This window comes from Aquimarina rubra (assembly GCF_042684305.1).
In the GTDB taxonomy this organism is placed as follows: domain Bacteria; phylum Bacteroidota; class Bacteroidia; order Flavobacteriales; family Flavobacteriaceae; genus Aquimarina; species Aquimarina rubra.
In genome coordinates this window covers 573,733-592,137 of record NZ_JBHULE010000002.1, presented here as the reverse complement: position 1 = coordinate 592,137, position 18,405 = coordinate 573,733, and the positions used below count along the sequence as shown (strand labels likewise).

General features: G+C 32.6%; 17 protein-coding genes. 14 read left to right on the top strand and 3 right to left on the bottom strand.

Annotated features, from left to right (window positions below; translation table 11 throughout):
- Positions 1-149 precede the first annotated feature (149 nt).
- Genes nusB through yajC form a run of 3 tightly spaced genes read left to right on the top strand, consistent with a single transcriptional unit; the run spans position 150 to position 1,898 of the window.
- Positions 150-1,061, top strand: coding sequence for a transcription antitermination factor NusB (nusB, locus tag ACFSR1_RS03135; protein WP_378289531.1), 912 nt, complete (start codon positions 150-152; stop codon positions 1,059-1,061).
- 49 nt (positions 1,062-1,110) lie between these two features.
- Entirely contained in the window at positions 1,111-1,590 is a 480-nt protein-coding gene (locus tag ACFSR1_RS03130; RefSeq protein WP_219009918.1) for a DUF1573 domain-containing protein, read from the top strand.
- A 5-nt stretch (positions 1,591-1,595) separates the two neighbouring features.
- Entirely contained in the window at positions 1,596-1,898 is a 303-nt protein-coding gene (yajC, locus tag ACFSR1_RS03125) for a preprotein translocase subunit YajC (RefSeq protein WP_378289529.1), read from the top strand.
- A gap of 73 nt (positions 1,899-1,971) precedes the next feature.
- On the opposite strand, the gene pepT is transcribed toward yajC, so the two are convergent.
- Positions 1,972-3,207 carry a peptidase T gene (pepT, locus tag ACFSR1_RS03120; protein WP_378289527.1) on the bottom strand — a complete coding sequence of 412 codons (1,236 nt, stop codon included), beginning with the start codon at positions 3,205-3,207 and terminating at the stop codon, positions 1,972-1,974.
- Between the two features lie 99 nt (positions 3,208-3,306).
- Here pepT and ACFSR1_RS03115 point away from each other — a divergent pair, with 99 nt between their 5' ends.
- From ACFSR1_RS03115 to ACFSR1_RS03100, 4 genes are all read left to right on the top strand, one after another.
- On the top strand, positions 3,307-4,344 hold the full coding sequence (locus ACFSR1_RS03115) for a quinone-dependent dihydroorotate dehydrogenase (RefSeq protein ID WP_378289525.1): 1,038 nt from the start codon (positions 3,307-3,309) through the stop codon (positions 4,342-4,344).
- A 15-nt stretch (positions 4,345-4,359) separates the two neighbouring features.
- Positions 4,360-4,983 carry a LysE family translocator gene (locus tag ACFSR1_RS03110; protein WP_378289523.1) on the top strand — a complete coding sequence of 208 codons (624 nt, stop codon included), beginning with the start codon at positions 4,360-4,362 and terminating at the stop codon, positions 4,981-4,983.
- A gap of 49 nt (positions 4,984-5,032) precedes the next feature.
- Complete coding sequence (locus tag ACFSR1_RS03105; RefSeq protein WP_378289521.1) at positions 5,033-5,899, top strand: hydroxymethylglutaryl-CoA lyase; 867 nt, start codon at positions 5,033-5,035, stop codon at positions 5,897-5,899.
- Between the two features lie 415 nt (positions 5,900-6,314).
- Positions 6,315-6,491 carry a hypothetical protein gene (locus tag ACFSR1_RS03100; protein ID WP_378289519.1) on the top strand — a complete coding sequence of 59 codons (177 nt, stop codon included), beginning with the start codon at positions 6,315-6,317 and terminating at the stop codon, positions 6,489-6,491.
- Positions 6,492-6,638: 147 nt separating this feature from the next.
- Here the strand turns inward: ACFSR1_RS03100 and ACFSR1_RS03095 are convergent, their stop codons facing one another.
- Together ACFSR1_RS03095 and ACFSR1_RS03090 are read right to left on the bottom strand one after the other, a co-directional pair.
- Positions 6,639-9,356, bottom strand: a complete 2,718-nt coding sequence (locus ACFSR1_RS03095) for a CHAT domain-containing protein (RefSeq protein ID WP_378289517.1) — start codon at positions 9,354-9,356, stop codon at positions 6,639-6,641.
- Positions 9,357-9,369: 13 nt separating this feature from the next.
- The gene (locus ACFSR1_RS03090; protein WP_378289515.1) at positions 9,370-9,801 is read right to left on the bottom strand and encodes a hypothetical protein; all 432 of its coding nucleotides are present in this window, start codon (positions 9,799-9,801) and stop codon (positions 9,370-9,372) included.
- 77 nt (positions 9,802-9,878) lie between these two features.
- On the opposite strand from ACFSR1_RS03090, the gene ACFSR1_RS03085 reads away from it, so the two are divergent.
- The 7 genes from ACFSR1_RS03085 to ACFSR1_RS03055 all read left to right on the top strand — a co-directional run bounded on the left by ACFSR1_RS03085 (position 9,879) and on the right by ACFSR1_RS03055 (position 18,351).
- Positions 9,879-10,445: an RNA polymerase sigma factor gene (locus tag ACFSR1_RS03085; protein ID WP_378289514.1), complete on the top strand. Its 567-nt coding sequence runs from the start codon at positions 9,879-9,881 to the stop codon at positions 10,443-10,445.
- Positions 10,442-11,251, top strand: a complete 810-nt coding sequence (locus ACFSR1_RS03080) for a tetratricopeptide repeat protein (RefSeq protein ID WP_378289512.1) — start codon at positions 10,442-10,444, stop codon at positions 11,249-11,251. Before ACFSR1_RS03085 ends, ACFSR1_RS03080 begins: the two co-directional genes overlap by 4 nt.
- A 200-nt stretch (positions 11,252-11,451) precedes the next feature.
- Positions 11,452-11,910: a heme-binding domain-containing protein gene (locus ACFSR1_RS03075; protein ID WP_378289510.1), complete on the top strand. Its 459-nt coding sequence runs from the start codon at positions 11,452-11,454 to the stop codon at positions 11,908-11,910.
- Between the two features lie 217 nt (positions 11,911-12,127).
- Positions 12,128-13,357 (top strand): DUF4856 domain-containing protein, encoded by a 1,230-nt coding sequence (locus ACFSR1_RS03070; protein WP_378289508.1) that lies wholly within the window; start codon positions 12,128-12,130, stop codon positions 13,355-13,357.
- Positions 13,358-13,463: 106 nt separating this feature from the next.
- On the top strand, positions 13,464-14,576 hold the full coding sequence (locus tag ACFSR1_RS03065; RefSeq protein WP_378289506.1) for an imelysin family protein: 1,113 nt from the start codon (positions 13,464-13,466) through the stop codon (positions 14,574-14,576).
- A gap of 18 nt (positions 14,577-14,594) precedes the next feature.
- Positions 14,595-15,956, top strand: a complete 1,362-nt coding sequence (locus ACFSR1_RS03060) for an HTTM domain-containing protein (RefSeq protein WP_378289504.1) — start codon at positions 14,595-14,597, stop codon at positions 15,954-15,956.
- On the top strand, positions 15,937-18,351 hold the full coding sequence (locus ACFSR1_RS03055; RefSeq protein WP_378289502.1) for a TonB-dependent receptor domain-containing protein: 2,415 nt from the start codon (positions 15,937-15,939) through the stop codon (positions 18,349-18,351). Before ACFSR1_RS03060 ends, ACFSR1_RS03055 begins: the two co-directional genes overlap by 20 nt.
- The last annotated feature ends 54 nt before the right edge of the window (positions 18,352-18,405 follow it).

The window sequence follows — 18,405 nt, the reverse complement described above, 5'->3', positions numbered from 1 at the left end:
ATTTACCTCATAAAAAGTAAATTTTAGAATTGGTAGATTAAAAATAATAGTATTTTTGCAGGCGAAAGTGAACATCACTTTCGCCTTTTTAATATAATAGTTCTTTGTAATTTCTTATGTTGACCAGAAGACATATTCGAGTTAAAGTAATGCAGTCTCTCTATGCGCTAGAGCAGACACAAAGTGATAATCTAGATAGAGAAGAAAAGTTTTTGCTTTTCAGTATAGATCAGATGTATGATTTATTTCTAATAAATCTTCAGCTTTTGGTAGAAATAAGAAAGCACGCTGCCGATTTTCTGGAAAAAAGCCAGAAAAAATATTTAGCTACTTCAGAAGAAAAGAATCCCAATCAAAAGTTTATTAATAACGAAGTTCTTTTATTATTAGAAAATAATACTGAGCTTAAAGAAGCTATGGAGCTCAAGAAAATGAACTGTTGGGATCTTGACGATGAGTATGTGAAAATTCTTTGGAAAGAAATTAAGGAGAGCGAGTTGTATTCAGATTATATGAATACAAAGATGAGTTCCTTTAAAGAAGATAAGGATTTTATTATCGATATTTTTAAAGAGATCATAGCTCCAAATGATAAGCTATATGAATATATAGAAGATAAGAAGCTAACCTGGGTAGATGATTTGCCACTTATTAATACCGGAATTATCAAGATGCTGCGAAAAGTGAAGCAGACTCACGATGAGCATATGTCTTTACCTAGATTGTATAAAGATGTGGATGATAAGAAGTTTGCAAAAGATATTTTTAGAAAGACTGCGCTTAACGGAGTAGAATTTGCTAAAGAAATCGAAGGAAAAACTCCTAATTGGGATAAAGATCGTATCGCAGAATTAGATAAAGCTGTGATTAAAATGGCGATTTGTGAGTTCCAAAAGTTTCCTTCGATACCTGTAAAAGTAACAATTAACGAATATTTAGAGATTGCCAAGGAATATAGTACCCCAAAGAGTAGTATCTTTATCAACGGAATTTTAGATAAACTATCAAAAGAATATAAAGAAAGCGGTAAACTAAATAAAGTTGGCCGAGGACTTATGTAGTTCAAAAAAAATAGTATTTTTAACCCTCAATTAATTAAAAACCCAAGTAATGAAAAAAGGAATCTTGATTTTAGCTGGTGTTTTTGCTTTGACATTTATGTCTTGTAAAGATAATGCAGCAGAAAAAGTTAAAGAAGAAAATGTAGCAGATGCTGCGGATCGTGATGCAAAGAATACAGATTTTCCTGTAATGACATTCTCTGAAACAGAGCACGATTTCGGAACAATCAATGAAGGTGATGTAGTAGAGCATACATTTACATTTACAAATACAGGTAAAGCACCTCTTGTAATTGTAAACGCAAAAGGAAGTTGTGGTTGTACTGTTCCTGAGTGGACAAAAGAACCTGTTGCTCCTGGAGCTACCGGATCTATGCTAGTGAAGTTTAATTCTAACGGTAAGCCAAACGCTCAAAACAAACAAGTTACTATTACTGCGAATACTGAAGCAGGAAAAGAAATCCTTAAGATTAAGGCAATGGTAACTCCAAAAGCTAAACCAGTAAGCGGAACTCCAGTAAGCGAGTAATTTTTATGGAAGGATTTGGAGGACAATTACCTTTTATACTTTTAATATTTGTAGTGATGTATTTCTTTATGATACGTCCACAAATGCAAAAAGCAAAAAAGGAGAAGAAATTCGCTGCAGAACTTAAAAAAGGAGATCGAGTTGTAACAAAAAGCGGTCTTCATGGAAAAGTTTTTGACTTTAGCGATAAAAACAATGCCGTTATTATAGAAACAGGATCAGGTAAGTTGACATTTGACAAATCTGCTATTTCGTTAGAAATGAGTCAGAAATTAAATGCTCCACCACCTGCAGAAAAGAAGAAGTAATAAGGCTCATAAAACAAAAAAGCGTCGTATTTTTATACGACGCTTTTTTTATGCCTTTGTTTTTCTTTGTGAATTATCTCTTCGCTGTTAACTCGGCAATTTTAATAATGACTTCTACAGCCTTAATCATACTTTCTACAGGTACGTACTCGTATCTTCCGTGAAAATTATGACCGCCGGCAAAAATATTTGGACACGGTAATCCTTTATAACTTAACTGTGATCCATCTGTTCCACCCCGAATTGGTTTTATTAGCGGAGTAATACCTAATTCTCTCATGGCATCTTCTGCAATATCTACAATATGCATCACAGGCTCCACTTTTTCGCGCATATTATAATACTGATCTTTTATATCTAAGTGTATAGTATCTTTTCCGTACTGTTTATTTAATTCCTCGGTTAGTTTTGTCATGACCTCTTTGCGAGCTTCAAAATGCTCTTTATCGTGATCTCTTATGATATAATGTAGCTTAGTTTCTTCTACATCTCCATTCATTGTATGTAAATGAAAAAAACCTTCTCGGTCACTAGTGTGTTCCGGAGTTTCTAACCTCGGTAAGGAATTGATAAAATCCTGAGCGATATACATACTGTTGATCATTTTTCCTTTGGCATATCCGGGATGTACGATTTTACCTTTTACGGTAACCACAGCACCGGCCGCATTAAAATTTTCATACTCTAATTCTCCAATCTGGCTACCATCCATAGTATAGGCCCATGCTGCTCCAAATTTTTCAACATCAAATTTATGTGCTCCACGACCAATTTCTTCATCCGGTGTAAATCCAACACGAATTTTTCCGTGCTTGATTTCTGGATGTTGGATCAGGTATTCCATGGCCGAAACGATTTCTGCAATACCAGCTTTGTCGTCCGCTCCCAGAAGTGTTGTTCCGTCTGTAGTAATTAATGTTTGACCTTTGTATTGTTTTAAATCTTCAAAATAACTCGGAGATAGAATTATATTTTCTTCTTCATTGAGAATAATATCTTTTCCATCGTAGGATTCTACAATTTGCGGATTAACATTGGCTCCGGTAAAATCTGGGGTCGTATCAAAATGTGAAATAAAACCTATAGTAGGTACATCATGAGCTACATTAGAAGGTAGCGTTGCCATGATATATGCGTTTTCATCAATAGTTACCTCTTCTAGGCCAATTGATTTTAACTCTTTTACTAATTTATTGGCGAGATCCCATTGTTTTTCTGAGCTAGGAGTAGTGTCACTATTAGGATCACTTTCGGTATCTATCGTTACGTAACTTATGAATCTATCAATGATGTGTTTTTTTGGAATCATAGCGATGTGTTTTTTAATCTGAAGATTTCAAAAATACACATTCATACACTTTTATTAGAACCTGTTAAGACTTATTTTTGCCAAGCAAAAGAATCTCTCATGTACAAATCTCTGATCCGACCAATTTTATTCAAGTTCGATCCTGAAAAAGTTCATCACTTTACATTTAGTTTGATAAAATTCATTTCTAAATTTTCCTTTATTTCATCATTGATACGTTCCAGATACTTGGTAAAAGGTATTGGCTTGCAGCGAGAAGTTTTTGGTTTAAAATTTAAAAATCCTGTAGGTTTAGCGGCCGGTTTTGATAAAAACGCTGTGCTGTATAATGAGTTGGCCAATTTTGGCTTTGGTTTTATTGAGATAGGTACGGTGACCCCAAAAGCTCAGGAAGGCAATCCTAAACAAAGATTATTCCGATTAAAAGAAGATTCAGGAATTATCAATAGAATGGGGTTTAATAATGAAGGTCTGGAAGCGGCGATAGCCCAATTAAAAAAGAATCAAGGTAAACTGATTATTGGAGGGAATATTGGAAAGAATACTGATACCGCACCTGAAGATTATACAAAAGATTATCTTACTTGTTTTAATGCATTACATCCGTATGTTGATTATTTTGTTTTAAATGTTAGTTGTCCTAATGTAGGAAGCCACGCAAAGCTTAATGATAAGGAATATCTGGAAGAGTTGATCGGAGCTGTGCAAGAAGCAAATAAGACATTCTCAACACAAAAACCTATTGTATTAAAAATAGCCCCGGATCTAAATACCGTTCAATTAGATGAAATCGTAGAATTGGTTCAAGAAACAAAATTAGATGGTGTGATTGCCAGCAATACTTCGATTAGCAGAGATGGATTGAAAACTTCTAAAGAAAGATTAGAGGCTATTGGAAATGGGGGATTAAGTGGTTTGCCTATAAAAGACAAGAGTACAAAAGTGATTAAGTATTTATCCGAAAAAAGTAACAAGGCATTTCCGATCATAGGAGTAGGAGGTATTCACATAGCTTCTGATGCTATAGAGAAATTAGAAGCAGGAGCAAGTCTTGTACAAATTTATACAGGGTTTATTTATGAAGGACCCAAATTGATAAAAGATATTAATAAACTAATTCTTAAGAAAGGATTGTAACTTATTTAAAGTTTTGTGAATTTTGAAATTTTATCCGCTTTTATCTTTGCTACAGCTGCCTTAGCAATTTCTCCGGGGCCTGACAATATTTATGTATTAATGCAAAGTATCGTAAACGGGAAAAAATATGGACTTGCTACGGTAGCTGGTTTGATGTCTGGATGTTTAGTACATACCACATTGGTTGCTTTTGGAGTGTCGGCAATTATTAAACAAAGTGAATTGCTGTTTTTTATCATTAAACTATTGGGGGCTTTGTATTTGTTCTTTTTAGCCTATAAAGTATGGAGAAGTGAAACATCCATACAACTATCTAATGCTGTAGAGAAAAAGAGCTTGGGGCAGTTGTTTAGACAAGGTTTTATTATGAATGTATTAAATCCTAAAGTCTCAATATTCTTTTTAGCTTTCTTCCCTGGATTTTTATTTAGTGATGAGTTAAGCAGTGTAACTCAATTTTATGTTTTAGGATTTTTATTTATCCTGATATCTTTTTTTGTTTTTGGAGGAATAGCAATTATGGCGGGTTATATTTCTGATTATATTAAAAGTAATTCTAAAGTTGGAGTTTTTTTAAAATGGTTACAAATCATAGTCTTTATTGGAATTGGAATTTTTATCCTTTTTTCTGAAAAATAATTATATTTTTATGCTCTTAATTGAATTTCTTTTAGACAGAAGCTGGTAAATGGCCGAAAAAGTAAAAATCATTGAATGTCCCAGAGATGCCATGCAAGGCATTAAGGATTTTATTCCTACTGAAAAGAAAGTCCAGTATATTCAATCGCTGCTGCGTTGTGGTTTTGATACTATAGATTTTGGAAGCTTTGTCTCTCCTAAAGCGATTCCACAAATGGTAGACACAGCAGAGGTTTTGTCTAAATTGGATTTATCGACCACAGAAAGTAAACTACTGGCGATTATAGCTAATGTTCGAGGAGCTACTGATGCAGTACAGCATAATGAGATTGATTATTTGGGATACCCTTTTTCAATTTCTGAGAATTTCCAGATGCGAAATACCCATAAGACAATTGCAGAATCTGTAGAAACATTACAAGAAATTCTCAATATTGCTGACAGATCTAATAAAGAAGTGGTAGCATATCTATCCATGGGTTTTGGTAATCCTTATGGAGATCCTTGGAGTGTGGAGATTGTAGGTGATTGGACAGAGAAATTAAGTAATTTGGGGGTGAAAATTTTATCACTATCCGATACTGTAGGTTCATCCAATCCTGAAATTATTGATTATCTGTACGCTAATTTAATTCCAAAATATCCAGAGATTGAATTCGGAGCACATTTGCATACAACGCCAACAACCTGGTATGAAAAAGTAGATGCTGCTTACAAAGCTGGTTGCAGAAGATTTGATGGTGCCATACAAGGGTTTGGAGGATGTCCTATGGCAAAAGACGAATTGACTGGTAATATGCCGACCGAACGGATGCTGTCATATTTTACAACAGCAAAAGCTGATACAAATATAAAGACTATGAGTTTTGAGGCTTCACATAATGAAGCCACTAAAATATTCTCTTTGTACCATTAAGCATAGACGTCTTAAAAAAAAATACTTTTTTTATCAATAGTAACTACCTGGGAACTAGAGTTTTGTTTCTAGGTTTATTTGTTTTTTATTTTTTAGGGGTAAGAATTCTTCAATATTAGAACATAGTAGGTGTTATCAAAACTAATATGTATATGCTTATTCTTCATCTACCAATACAATCAAATCTATTCTTAGGTAGAAATTATTTTTCTACGACAGTAATGACAAACATATTCGATTGTTTTAAGATAGATCATACGATCAAGTTCAATCAAAAAATACGTTATATAAACTCAGAAAATAATTTTTTCGGTGTTCATCATAATCATTGTAAAATATTCTTGCAAGGATAGACATAAGCTGTGAGTGTCTTTAACTGTTCATAGTATAATTAATTTTTTAAATTATTACAATCATGTTACAAAACATTTTAAAATTAGAAGGGATTCAAGAAATAAACAAAAACGAGCAACAAAGTATAGCTGGAGGATTTGGACCTGTAGGATTAGGAGAAGGCAGATGCCCAAGTGGCCCAGGTTGCGTAATAGGTTATTATAATGGTGAAGCGATATGTGGTCCTTGTCATCTATAACTGTATAAACATACTTGTAAAGTGAGCCTTAGCTCGCTTTACAAGCTTATTTGATTTCTAAAAAAAAACACCCCATAGGAATGTTTTGATTTATAAAATATTGAGATGAGTACTTTAGCTATCTTAACAATCGTATGTTTAGGTATCTTACCAATTGATTATTGATTTCTTTTTTATATAAAGAATCAATACTATAAGAATACCGCTAATACACATTGTTGATAACACAGTAATCCAGTTACTTTTTTGTAAAGAACTTGTATCACCTATAAGTACCAAAGAAGCCCAATAATAAGGAGAAGCTTCTGATCCAACATGGTTTTTTAGGTAGTTGATTTTAGCCATATGAAGTGCTTTTGATTTAGAAGCACCTTGATTTAGATTACTATAAAAATCTTTAAAAATAAATTGCGATGATTTGTCATCAACATTCCATAAAGAAGAGATTGTGGTTTGGGCTCCTCCATAAAAAAAACCTCTGGCTAAACTCATAACTCCCTCCCCAGTTTCTATTTTCCCATTAGTAGTGTTGCAAGCGCTTAAAACTACTAAAGATGCACTGTTTGGTGATATACTTAATTCATTTAAAAACATTTTTTGATCACTAAAAGCAATCCAAGGAGCGATAGAGTCATTAGCATCAGCGTGGGTGGCTAAGTGAATGATGCTTGTTTTTTCTAAAATATCTAAAAAAGACTGTTTCGTTGCTTTTTCTTCTAAGAATATTTGACCATTAAAATACTGATGTAATGAGGTTACTTCAGCTTTGCTTTCTTCTAGTTCTGGCAATACTAGATCATTAAAATATACAGGAGCAAAAGCTGCATAATTCTGATCCGATAGTTCTAAATTATTTTTATTCTGATCATGAAATGTATAGCTATACTTATAACTTATTTGATGATAATTAATGAGATAATCATTTGATTTTTTTTCTGAAACAACTAAACTTTCAAAAGGAATTGTACTCAAATAATTGTCTGGAATAATAGTGAGTTCTTTATCACGAATAATCTCTCGAATCTCTACCGGAAATAGTGTCTTGTAAATTTTGAATGATTCTGTGGTGTACTCCAATATATCTTGGTCATTTCGGAATGGTTTTAATTGTTTTTGACAAAGTTGTTGTATGGAACGTTTAAAGTTTTTAGGAGTATTAATTTCTAATAAATATTCTTTTTCTTTACTGATACAGATAAGATAGGTTTTATCAGTATTCGGATAAATACCATAACCTTCGTCTATATTTATATGATATTCGAGTATTACTTCATTAGTGTCTAGAGAAGCCTGAATTTCGGGAATTGACTTTGGGGTATATGTTTTTTTTAAACTTAAATTGTCCGGCGAGATCGTTTGGATGCTATCCAAAAGTTTTTTTAGTGTTTGTTTATATTTTAACAGAGATATCTTTTTGTCTTCAGATAATGATTTAGATTTTTCTAATATCAAAATCTTTTTTTGGAGTGTCGATTTACGATCTACAACATTTTGATTTAATTTAATATTTTGTAATTGCTGTCTTTTATTGTTCTCTTCATAAAGCAAGAGTGCCTTATTTTTTTCCATAAAAAGGTGTGCAATATCTATTCTTTTAGATAAAAAGGTTGCTTTTAAAGCCCTTCCATAAAGTTCAGTAGCCTTACGACGCCATATTAGTTTTGTGTTGGTCTCATCGGTATTTTGGTTATAAAGATCTATTATTTTATCCGCTATCCTAAAAAAGCGAATAGATTTTTCTAAAGAATATATATCTTGATCGCGCTCATATTTTAATAAATGAACTTCTGCGAGATTATTTATTATAACCCACAAATTGTTATCCTTATCAAAATACTGATTTAATACTTTTTCAATAACTTTCGTATTGTGTGTTTTAAAATCAAATTCGGTAATTAGCTCTAAAGCAATATGAAAATTGGAAATACTTTTCTCATAGTTTTTTAGCTTACTGTTGCAGAGTCCAATACTTGCATAAGAAATGGACCGAATATATTTTGATTGTGTATTGAATAGTAATGCTTTTTCATTATAAGAGATCCCTTTTTTAGGAGCTGAATGGTCATACAATGTGCCTAATAAGTTGTAGGTCCCGGATATTTCTAAAGAATCTTGTAATTGTTTCGCTATTTGTAATGTTTCCAACCCATATTTTTCTCCCAATTCAGTATTTCTGGTTTCGTAATCGACGTAATAAGATAGAAGGGATTTTTTAATTTTAAGAATTATGTTAAGAGGTATAGGTGTTACTTTGCTAATCGAATCCGCTTCAAGTAAGTTTTTGATTATTTTTTTTTGAGCAGTTTTTGTGTTAATTCTTGAGTATGTATTAGACGAGTTAATATGGTTGTTGACTAAACGATCCAGTTGTTTTTCTTTTCTAAACTTTTTTTCTGCGATCTCATAATACTGTTGAGATTTATGATAATCCCCGTTTTCAAAATATGAGTATCCAAGCAAAGTACAAGCTCTCGCTGTTCTTACAGGGTCAGCATCTATTTTAACAACCTCCTTATACGCTTTAATACTTTCTGCTTTATTTTTTAACTGAGCATAAAATTGCCCAAGTTTATAATATTTTCGTTGTAAGTACTTAGCATCTCCTTGATGATATTCTATAGAAAGTAAAAGAGCTTCTATTGAACTAGAAACTCTTTCGTTTTTATAATGCCAATTGGCATATTTATTACCAACAATGTCTACAGCTAGAAATTTTTGCTGATTGATGTTTTGGGCTAATAAACTATCTATTTTTAATGATTTGATACTATCATTAATTGGCAATGACTGTATATGTGTATAGATTTTTTCCTGAGCAACAATAATACTAGAAATAAGAAAAAATAAAGGATAAAATCTCTTCAAAAACTGGCCTGGTTTAATCATCTAAATCAATTTCTTCTTGCACTATAATTGCTTCTTTTACAACATCATTAGCACGATCACACTCATCTGTGTCCGAATTATTGGATAAAGCAGGAAGTTGAATAATACTTAAGTTAAATATCCAGGTTTCGTTTCTACCATTTGGGTCAATAGCGGTTAAGGGGTGTTTTCCATAATTTTGTTCAAAGAAAGTTCGTATGTCATTCTTTTGGGTATTGGTTAGGGGAACTCTCCAAAATATATTAATGGTTCGATTTGTTTCTTCACAAGTAGATAAATCAAGATTACTTTGATTCATTTCTTTATTTGATTCTTTAACGGTAATTAGATTCTCTTCTACTGTTAATAATTCTTTTGATTCATCGACTGAACATCCAATTACAAATAGACTAAACGCTGCAAGAATTAATTTTTTTGTTTTCATAATTTTAAAAAATTGATATTAAAATGTTATTTTGCCTCTATGTTCTATAAGAACAAAAATCTTACCCTTAGACATTAATGTTCGAAAAAAAAAAATCAAATTATCTTGAAGGATTGCGTAATGGTGATAGAGAAACCATTCAAGTTATTTATACGATCGTTTTTCCAAAAGTAAGGGATTTTGTTTTTAAAAATAAGGGAAAACATCATGATGCAGAAGAAATCTTTCACAATGCATTGTTTCAATTAACGGTTCGGTTAAAAATTAGTGAAATAGAAATAGAATCTTCTTTTGAGGCATATTTATTCACGATGTGTAGAAATTTATGGAGAAAAGAATTAAATTTTAGAAAAAAGTGGGTAAGAAAAGACGAGCTAACTACACTTAAGAGCGAAGAATATAATCATAGTGATGCTATTATAGATCAAGAACGTTGGGAACTTTTTGAAGAAAAGTTACGGTTGTTGTCCCCTAACTGTAAAAAACTATTAAAGGCATATTTTAAAAAAGTTCCTTATGACACCATTGTAAAACAGTTTAAGTATAATTCGGAGAATGTGGCATTTCAGCGTATTTTTAAATGTAAGAAACAACTAGCAGATTTGATTAAAAAGGATGGTAATTATGAAAAACTGAAAGGATGATGGAAGGAGAAACGTATAAACAAATAGAACGATTTCTTAGTGGAGCTATGTCTGATACTGAAATGGAACAATTTCAAAAAGAAATACTCAGTAATTCAGCCTTGAAAGAAGAGGTTGCACTATACCAATCTATTAACTTTCATATTAGCGAAAAAGTTGCAGATGATCACATCTCTTATGATTCGGAGTATAAAAGAAAATTAGAAGAATATATTAGAAGTGAACAAGGAAAAAAAATACAAGCTACTCTTTTAGAGGAAAAACAAAGATATCATAACAAATTATCACAAGATAAATCAAACAAAAGTATGTTGTATTATATCTTATCGACTGCGGCTGCCGTAGTTTTTGTTATCGTTTTTTTCTTTATGAAGAATTCAGATAAAGATTTATATACAGACTATTATAAAATAGAAGAGCTTCCTTCTTTCACCAGTAGATCCGGGAATTCTTCATTATTAGCAAGTGCTAAATCAAATTTTAAAAGTAAACAGTTTGATAAGTCTTTATCTAATTTTAAAGAATATGTAAAAAACGATGTAGAAGGAGTAGATCCTCTTATTTATATTTATACAGGACTAATTTATTCAGAAAAGAATCAATTAGAAAAAGCGATAGAACAATTTACATTTCTGGAAAATTCGGATGATATAGATAATTCTAGAGCTCTGTGGTATAAAGTGTTAGTGTATCTGAAATTTGATAAGAAAGTAGAAGCTAAGAAAGTACTTGCTTTTATCCTTAAGGATCCAAATAATTATAAATATAAAGAAGCAAAGGAGATTTTAGAAAAACTAAAACTTTAGTGCTATATGATTTGTTATAATGACATAAGGAAATCTAAAGGTCTAAAGAACTAACATGTAATATGCCAACAGAACGTATACTTTCTTATTTTACCAATGAAAAAGCAGCTACTAATATCGAAATGATTAATTTTGAGTTTACTTATTGTGAAACTACCAAAATATTCACGAAATATCATTAAACAGTTAGATTAATAGAAATGAAAAACGTATTAAAAAAAGTAGGCTTATTATTGTTATTAGTATTAGTAATTATGCAATTTATCAGACCGGATAAAAATGAATCGGGTTACGAATCTGTTGCTTATTTTGAAAATGAAACGAAACCAACTCCTGAAGTAAAAGAAATATTGAAAAATAACTGTTATGACTGCCATAGTAACCAAACAATATATCCTTGGTATGCAGAAATTGCACCTGTCTCTTATTGGTTAGCGGATCATGTAGATGAAGGTAAAGAACATTTTAATGTGTCTGATTGGGAACAGTATTCTGTTAAAAAGAAAGACCATAAGTTAGAAGAGCTCATAGAAGAAGTAGAGGAAGGAGAAATGCCTCTTTCATCCTATACCTGGATACACGGAAACCTGGAGAAAGAAGAGATGGAAGTTCTGATCAACTGGACAAAAGAACTTAGACAAAACTATTCTCCCGAGTAAAAATCGGAATATATGGACTTGTCGTTTTTCAATTTACTGTAAATGTGCTTTTTAAAAGAGTGCCTCTTAGAGAGTGTTAATTACAGCTCTAGTTTGCTCAATTGTTAAATTTTAAGTTTATTTAGATTTATTATAAATAAAGTTTGTAAAATATGTTTTGATACATATATTTGCAGTGTAATAATTAATTATTTATAATAAGTCTAAATAAAAATCAATGAAAATAAAAAGTCTAATCCAAGTTGTTTGCGTATCAGGAACCATTATTTTCGGTTCTTGTTCTTCTGATGATGATACTGCACCAGTTGTTCAAATCGAAACTCCAGCTACCTATGAATTCGAACGTGGAGGAGAAAGTACAGTAAGTTTTAGTGGTCAGACTACAAGAATAGCAATGGCAGAAGCTATTGTTAGCAAACTTCTAGATAATTCAAGTACAGAAGCGGTTATTGATGCTATGTTTGATCATCAAGAAAACGCCGATGATTTTGAGGATGCTGATCTAAATGCTTCTGATAAAAATGTACGAAGCAAAACCGCAGCCAGCGTAGATTATTTTTCTGCGAACGCTACAGATGCTGCAGCAATCAAAGCAGATTTTGATGGGTGGATAAAGAGTCAGGTAGATGAGGTATTTCCTAATTGGTCAATAACAGCTACCGCAGGTACTCCAGGTGTTTTACAAGAAGGAGGAGCTGATGGAGCTAACAGATATGTAAACGCTAAGGGGCTAGAATATAACCAAGCATTTGCAAAAAGTCTAATAGGTGCTCTAATGACCGATCAGGCACTAAACAATTACTTGGGAACTGCTGTTCTAGATGAAGCAGATAATATAGCAAATAATGATAACGAAGTTGTAGCTGAAGGAAAACCTTATACAACCATGGAACATAAATGGGATGAGGCTTATGGGTATTTGTACGGAGCTTCGGTAAATCCGGCTAACCCTAACGCTACTATCGGTCTTGATGATAATTTCCTTAATAAATATATAGGTAGAGTAGAAGGTGATGCAGATTTTGAAGGAATTGCCGAAGAAATTTATAATGCATTCAAGTTAGGTAGAGCAGCGATTGTGGCTAAGAATTATACCGTTCGCGATCAGCAAGCTACCATTATTAAAGAAAAGATTTCTGAAATTATCGCTATAAGAGCTGTTTATTATTTACAACAGGGTAAAACCAAATTGGAAGCAGCTACCATTGATTATGCAAGTGCATTCCATGACCTTTCTGAAGGGTTTGGGTTTATCTATAGCTTACAATTTACCAGAAGATCAGATAGTAATACTCCATATTTTACGAGAACAGAGGTTCAGAGTTTAATTGATGATTTAATGAGCGGTACTAACGGTTTATGGGATGTTACACCAGAAACATTAGAAACAATGTCCGAAACGATCGCATCTAAATTTGATTTTACAGTAGCACAAGCTGGAAGCTAAAAAATTAAACAAAGTATAAAATCATAAAAAAAGGGGAAGGAAGTTATATCAATCCCACCTCTTTTTTTACATTTGCAAAAATTTATTAAGAATAAATAAAAATAAGATGAAGAGGTTTTGGTTTTTAATGATTGTTTTGGTTCTTGTTTTAGCTGCTTGCTCGTCGAGTGATGATGGTGCAGGAACAACAGATAATTTTGATAGAAAGGCAATGTTAGAAAATATAGCAGATAATATTATCATTCCTGCATATCAAAGTTTTTCTGCTGATATGGCCGCACTGAAAACAGCGACATCTAATTTTGTAAATACTACAGACGAGGCTAACTTAGTTTCTTTAAGACAAGCTTGGTCGACAGCATACGTTTCTTGGCAGTCTGTTAGTATGTTTGAAATAGGAAAAGCTCAAGATTTATTATATAGAGATTTTTTAAACGTATATCCTGTTGATGTTACCAATATAGAGGCGAATATTTCTTCTGGAAATTATGATCTTGCTTCTGTATCTCTCCAAGACGAACAAGGGTTTGGTGCACTGGATTATTTACTCAATGGTTTATCTGATTCTGATGCAACTATCGTTAGTTTTTATACGGATGCTACCGGTGGAGATAACTATGAAAATTACCTTACCAATGTAGTAGATAGAATGAATGATCTGACTTCCGAGGTAGTGAGTGATTGGACAGGAGGTTATAGAGATACTTTTGTAAATAACAGTGGTTCCTCTGCAACAAGTTCATTAGACAAGTTGGTAAACGATTTTATATTTCACTATGAAAAGCATTTGCGTGCCGGTAAGATTGGTATTCCAGCTGGTGTTTTTTCAGGTTCTCCTTTAGATGATAGAGTAGAGGCTCGTTACAAAGGTGATTTATCCAAAACGCTTTTTAATGCAAACCTTGATGCTTTGCAGGATTTCTTTAATGGAAAGCATTTTGGAAGCAATACTAACGGCCAAAGTCTAAAGACATATTTAGATTTTCTTAATACAATTAAGGATGAAGAAGATTTAAGTGTTCTTATTAATAATCAATTCAATATTGCAAGAACAACAGCAAGTAACTTAAACGATGATTTTTCTGTGCAGGTTCGAACCAATAACAATCTAATGCTTAATACCTATGATGAACTTCAAAAGAATGTAGTTTTTCTAAAGGTAGATATGCTTCAGGCGATATCAGTAAATGTTGATTTTGTTGACGCTGATGGAGATTAAATTTAGTTTTAGCATTACATGAATTATCATCTAAACGAATATTTTAAAAAGAATACGGAGGCTGCACCACTTGCAGTCTTTCGTATTTTTTTTGGTTTGATGATGTTGATTAGTATTATTCGTTTTTGGGGCTATGGATGGATAGAAAAATTATATATTAAACCCACTTTTTTCTTTTCTTATTATGGTTTTGATTTTGTAAAACCTATTGGTGTTTACACCTATTTGATTTTTGCTTTATGTGGTATCTCTTCAGTATTTATTGCTATCGGGTATAAATACAGAATAGCTATTATAATTTTTTTTCTAAGCTTTACGTATATAGAATTAATGGATAAGACCACATATCTTAATCATTACTACTTTATAAGTATCTTGAGTTTTTTGCTTATTTTTTTACCGGCTAATGCTTATTATTCGTTGGATGCTAAGATAAAGAGCACTTCTTTTCAGAAAGTACCAAGCTGGACCATCGACGCTATAAAATTGTTATTGGGTATTGTTTATTTCTATGCAGGTTTAGCAAAATTAAATTCTGACTGGTTATTAAAAGCAATGCCTCTTAAAATTTGGCTGCCTTCAAAATATGATATACCACTAATTGGGGATTTAATGCAACAAGAGTGGATGCATTATGCATTTAGCTACACAGGTGCTATTTATGACTTAACGATTCCGTTCTTATTGTTGTTTAGAAAAACTAGAGTTTTTGCTTTTGTAATGGTGGTCGTATTCCATGTCTTAACAAGAGTGCTTTTTCCGATAGGAATGTTCCCTTATATTATGATCGTTGGAGCATTAATCTTTTTTGATCATAATATTCATCATAAGATATTGCAATTCATATCTAAAGTATTCAGAATAAATAAAGGATATTTTGATTCTAATAATGTTTTGAATTTGAGTTCGACAATGACGAAAATTACAACATCAGTGTTGGGGTTGTTTTTTGTGATTCAATTACTTTTGCCATTTCGATATCTGCTTTATCCAGGGGAGTTGTTTTGGACAGAAGAAGGATATCGTTTTTCCTGGAGAGTGATGTTAATGGAAAAAGCAGGGTATGCCAATTTTAAGATTGTAGATGAAGCAACAGGAAAGAGATTTTATGTGGATAATGATGATTTTCTAACCGCTTTTCAGCAAAAACAGATGGCTACACAGCCGGATTTCATACTAGAGTATGCACATTATCTTAAAACACATTTCGAAAATCAAGGACATAAAAATATACAGGTTTTTGTAGAAAGTTATGTAGCGCTTAATGGCAGATTAAGCAGTCAATATATTGATCCTAATATGGATCTGGGAAAACAAAAAGAGTCATTTAAACATAAAACGTGGATTATTCCATTTAAGGATGAGATTAAGGGATTGTAACGTAGTTATCTTTTTTTTATTAATAACTACCATTGTTTCAGCACAGTATACGATTAGTGGAGTTGTAAAAAATCAAAATAACCAGCCTGTAGAAGGAGCAGAAGTATATAACAGGACAACAGGAGACCAGACAATTACAAAAAGTGATGGAGTTTTTGAATTTTCTGATGTAGAGTCAGGTCAATATGTTCTTGCGGTATTTAGTTTCGATTACGAGATTTTGGAACAACAGCTTACTGTAGATGGGGATACTGATGTGAACCTTGTATTGAGTCCTTTGGGAGAGGAACTTTCAGAAGTGGTTGTAACACAACGAAGAGAAAAAGTTTTTGGACTTAAACAATTAAAACCTGTAGAAGGAACAGCAATTTATGCGGGTAAGAAAAGCGAAGTGGTATTGTTGAGTAATGTCCAGGGTAATTTGGCTTCTAACAATGCTCGGCAGATTTATGCACAAGTGGCTGGATTAAATATTTATGAGAATAGTACAGGAGGATTGCAGCTTAATATTGGTGGTAGAGGATTAGATCCGAATAGGACGGCAAATTTTAATACGCGACAAAACGGATATGATATCAGTGCGGATGTGCTAGGGTATCCTGAGAGTTACTATACGCCACCTGCAGAAGCATTGGGAGAAATTCAAGTAGTTCGAGGAGCTGCTTCTTTACAATACGGGACACAGTTTGGTGGGTTGATTAATTTCAAAATGAAACAACCGAATCCCAATAAGAAAATAGAACTGGTTTCTCGTCAGACTTTAGGTTCATATAATCTATTTAATAGTTTTAACAGCTTAGGAGGTACCGTTGGTAAGTTTAGTTATTATACCTATTTTAATTATAAAGAAGGAGATGGTTTTAGGCCAAACTCTCAGTTTGATTCCAGAAATTTTTATAGTCATCTAGGGTATCAAATTACGGAAAACACAAAACTAACAGGCGAGTTTACGTATTTGAATTATTTGGCGCAACAACCAGGTGGTCTTTCGGACGCTAGATTTGAAGAAGATCCTAGTCAGAGTAATAGAACACGTAATTGGTTTAAGGTAGATTGGAAACTATTTTCTTTGCGGTTAGATCATAAGTTTTCAGAAAAAACAGAGGTAAGCCTAAATGTATTCGGTTTAGATGCATCAAGAACAGCGCTTGGTTTTAGGACTAATAGAGTGGATCAGCCTGATCAATTAGATAGCCCGAGAGATTTAATAGAAGGAAAGTTTAGAAATTTTGGAGCAGAAGCAAGGTTTTTATCAAAGTATAATTTATTTAATGAAGAGTCAATTTTTCTGATCGGAACAAAATACTATAATGCTAGTAATGGAGAACGTCAAGGACCAGGATCAAACGGAATTGGACCAGATTTTGAATTTGCTAATGAGGAGTTCCCTACATACCCAAATCAGTCTGATTTTGACTATCCAAACGAAAATATTGCTGTTTTTGGAGAGAATATATTGAAGCTGTCTGATAAGTTCTCGATCACTCCCGGTTTTAGGTTTGAATATATTAAAACAGAAGTGGCGGGAGAGTCCAGGACAATTGTAACTGACTTGGCTGGTAATGTTATTAGAGACGAGATAGTACCGGATAATAGAACATTCGAAAGATCATTTGTGCTACTTGGCTTAGGAAGTAGTTATAAACCCTTGACTGAGTTAGAAATCTATGGAAATATATCAGAAAACTATCGATCTGTTACTTTTTCTGATATCAATATTGTTAATCCATCGTTTAGAGTGGATCCCAATATTACTGATGAATCAGGTTTTACGGCAGATATTGGATTAAGAGGCAGAGTTAATAATTTGATATCTTATGATGTGGGATTCTTTGGGTTATTTTATAATGACCGTATTGGTGTCATTCAGCAAGCGCAGGATGATGGTAGTGTCAAAAATTTTAGAACCAATGTCGGGGATGCAACAATGTATGGATTGGAGTCTTTAATCGACGTGAATTTAAATAAACTCTTACTAAAAAATAATCCAAACTTAAGCTTTAATTGGTTTGTAAATACATCTTTGGTAAGCTCAAAATACAACGGTACAGAAAGAGAAGTAGAATTTGTTCCTAATGTGAATGTAAAAACAGGAGTCAAATTCGGATGGAAAAATTTATTAGGGTCACTACAATATTCTTATTTATCAGAGCAGTTTTCTGATGCAGAGAATTCAGTAGTTCCAAGCGCTAGCGGTATTATTGGTGTAATCCCATCGTATTCGGTTCTGGATCTATCATTATCCTATACCTATAAAATGTTTAAACTAGAAACAGGAATAAACAATCTACTGGATGAAAGTTATTTTACGCAACGTGCCAGTGGATATCCAGGACCTGGAATTATACCTTCTGATCCTTTGACCTGGTATGCGACTTTACAATTTAAGTGGTAGTTTATGTAAGATTTAACGTTTGTTTACTTGTATAATTAACTTTTGTTCAATCTA

Bases quoted from the DNA above. Each gene is read 5' to 3' on its own strand.
- ACFSR1_RS03070 (WP_378289508.1), top strand. From the start codon at position 12,128: ATGAAAATAAAAAGTCTAATCCAAGTTGTTTGCGTATCAGGAACCATT.
- ACFSR1_RS03105 (WP_378289521.1), top strand. From the start codon at position 5,033: ATGGCCGAAAAAGTAAAAATCATTGAATGTCCCAGAGATGCCATGCAA.
- ACFSR1_RS03090 (WP_378289515.1), bottom strand. From the start codon at position 9,801: ATGAAAACAAAAAAATTAATTCTTGCAGCGTTTAGTCTATTTGTAATT.
- ACFSR1_RS03130 (WP_219009918.1), top strand. From the start codon at position 1,111: ATGAAAAAAGGAATCTTGATTTTAGCTGGTGTTTTTGCTTTGACATTT.
- ACFSR1_RS03080 (WP_378289512.1), top strand. From the start codon at position 10,442: ATGATGGAAGGAGAAACGTATAAACAAATAGAACGATTTCTTAGTGGA.
- pepT (WP_378289527.1), bottom strand. From the start codon at position 3,207: ATGATTCCAAAAAAACACATCATTGATAGATTCATAAGTTACGTAACG.
- ACFSR1_RS03100 (WP_378289519.1), top strand. From the start codon at position 6,315: ATGTTACAAAACATTTTAAAATTAGAAGGGATTCAAGAAATAAACAAA.
- ACFSR1_RS03075 (WP_378289510.1), top strand. From the start codon at position 11,452: ATGAAAAACGTATTAAAAAAAGTAGGCTTATTATTGTTATTAGTATTA.
- nusB (WP_378289531.1), top strand. From the start codon at position 150: ATGCAGTCTCTCTATGCGCTAGAGCAGACACAAAGTGATAATCTAGAT.
- ACFSR1_RS03115 (WP_378289525.1), top strand. From the start codon at position 3,307: ATGTACAAATCTCTGATCCGACCAATTTTATTCAAGTTCGATCCTGAA.
- ACFSR1_RS03055 (WP_378289502.1), top strand. From the start codon at position 15,937: ATGAGATTAAGGGATTGTAACGTAGTTATCTTTTTTTTATTAATAACT.
- ACFSR1_RS03065 (WP_378289506.1), top strand. From the start codon at position 13,464: ATGAAGAGGTTTTGGTTTTTAATGATTGTTTTGGTTCTTGTTTTAGCT.
- ACFSR1_RS03085 (WP_378289514.1), top strand. From the start codon at position 9,879: ATGTTCGAAAAAAAAAAATCAAATTATCTTGAAGGATTGCGTAATGGT.
- ACFSR1_RS03060 (WP_378289504.1), top strand. From the start codon at position 14,595: ATGAATTATCATCTAAACGAATATTTTAAAAAGAATACGGAGGCTGCA.
- yajC (WP_378289529.1), top strand. From the start codon at position 1,596: ATGGAAGGATTTGGAGGACAATTACCTTTTATACTTTTAATATTTGTA.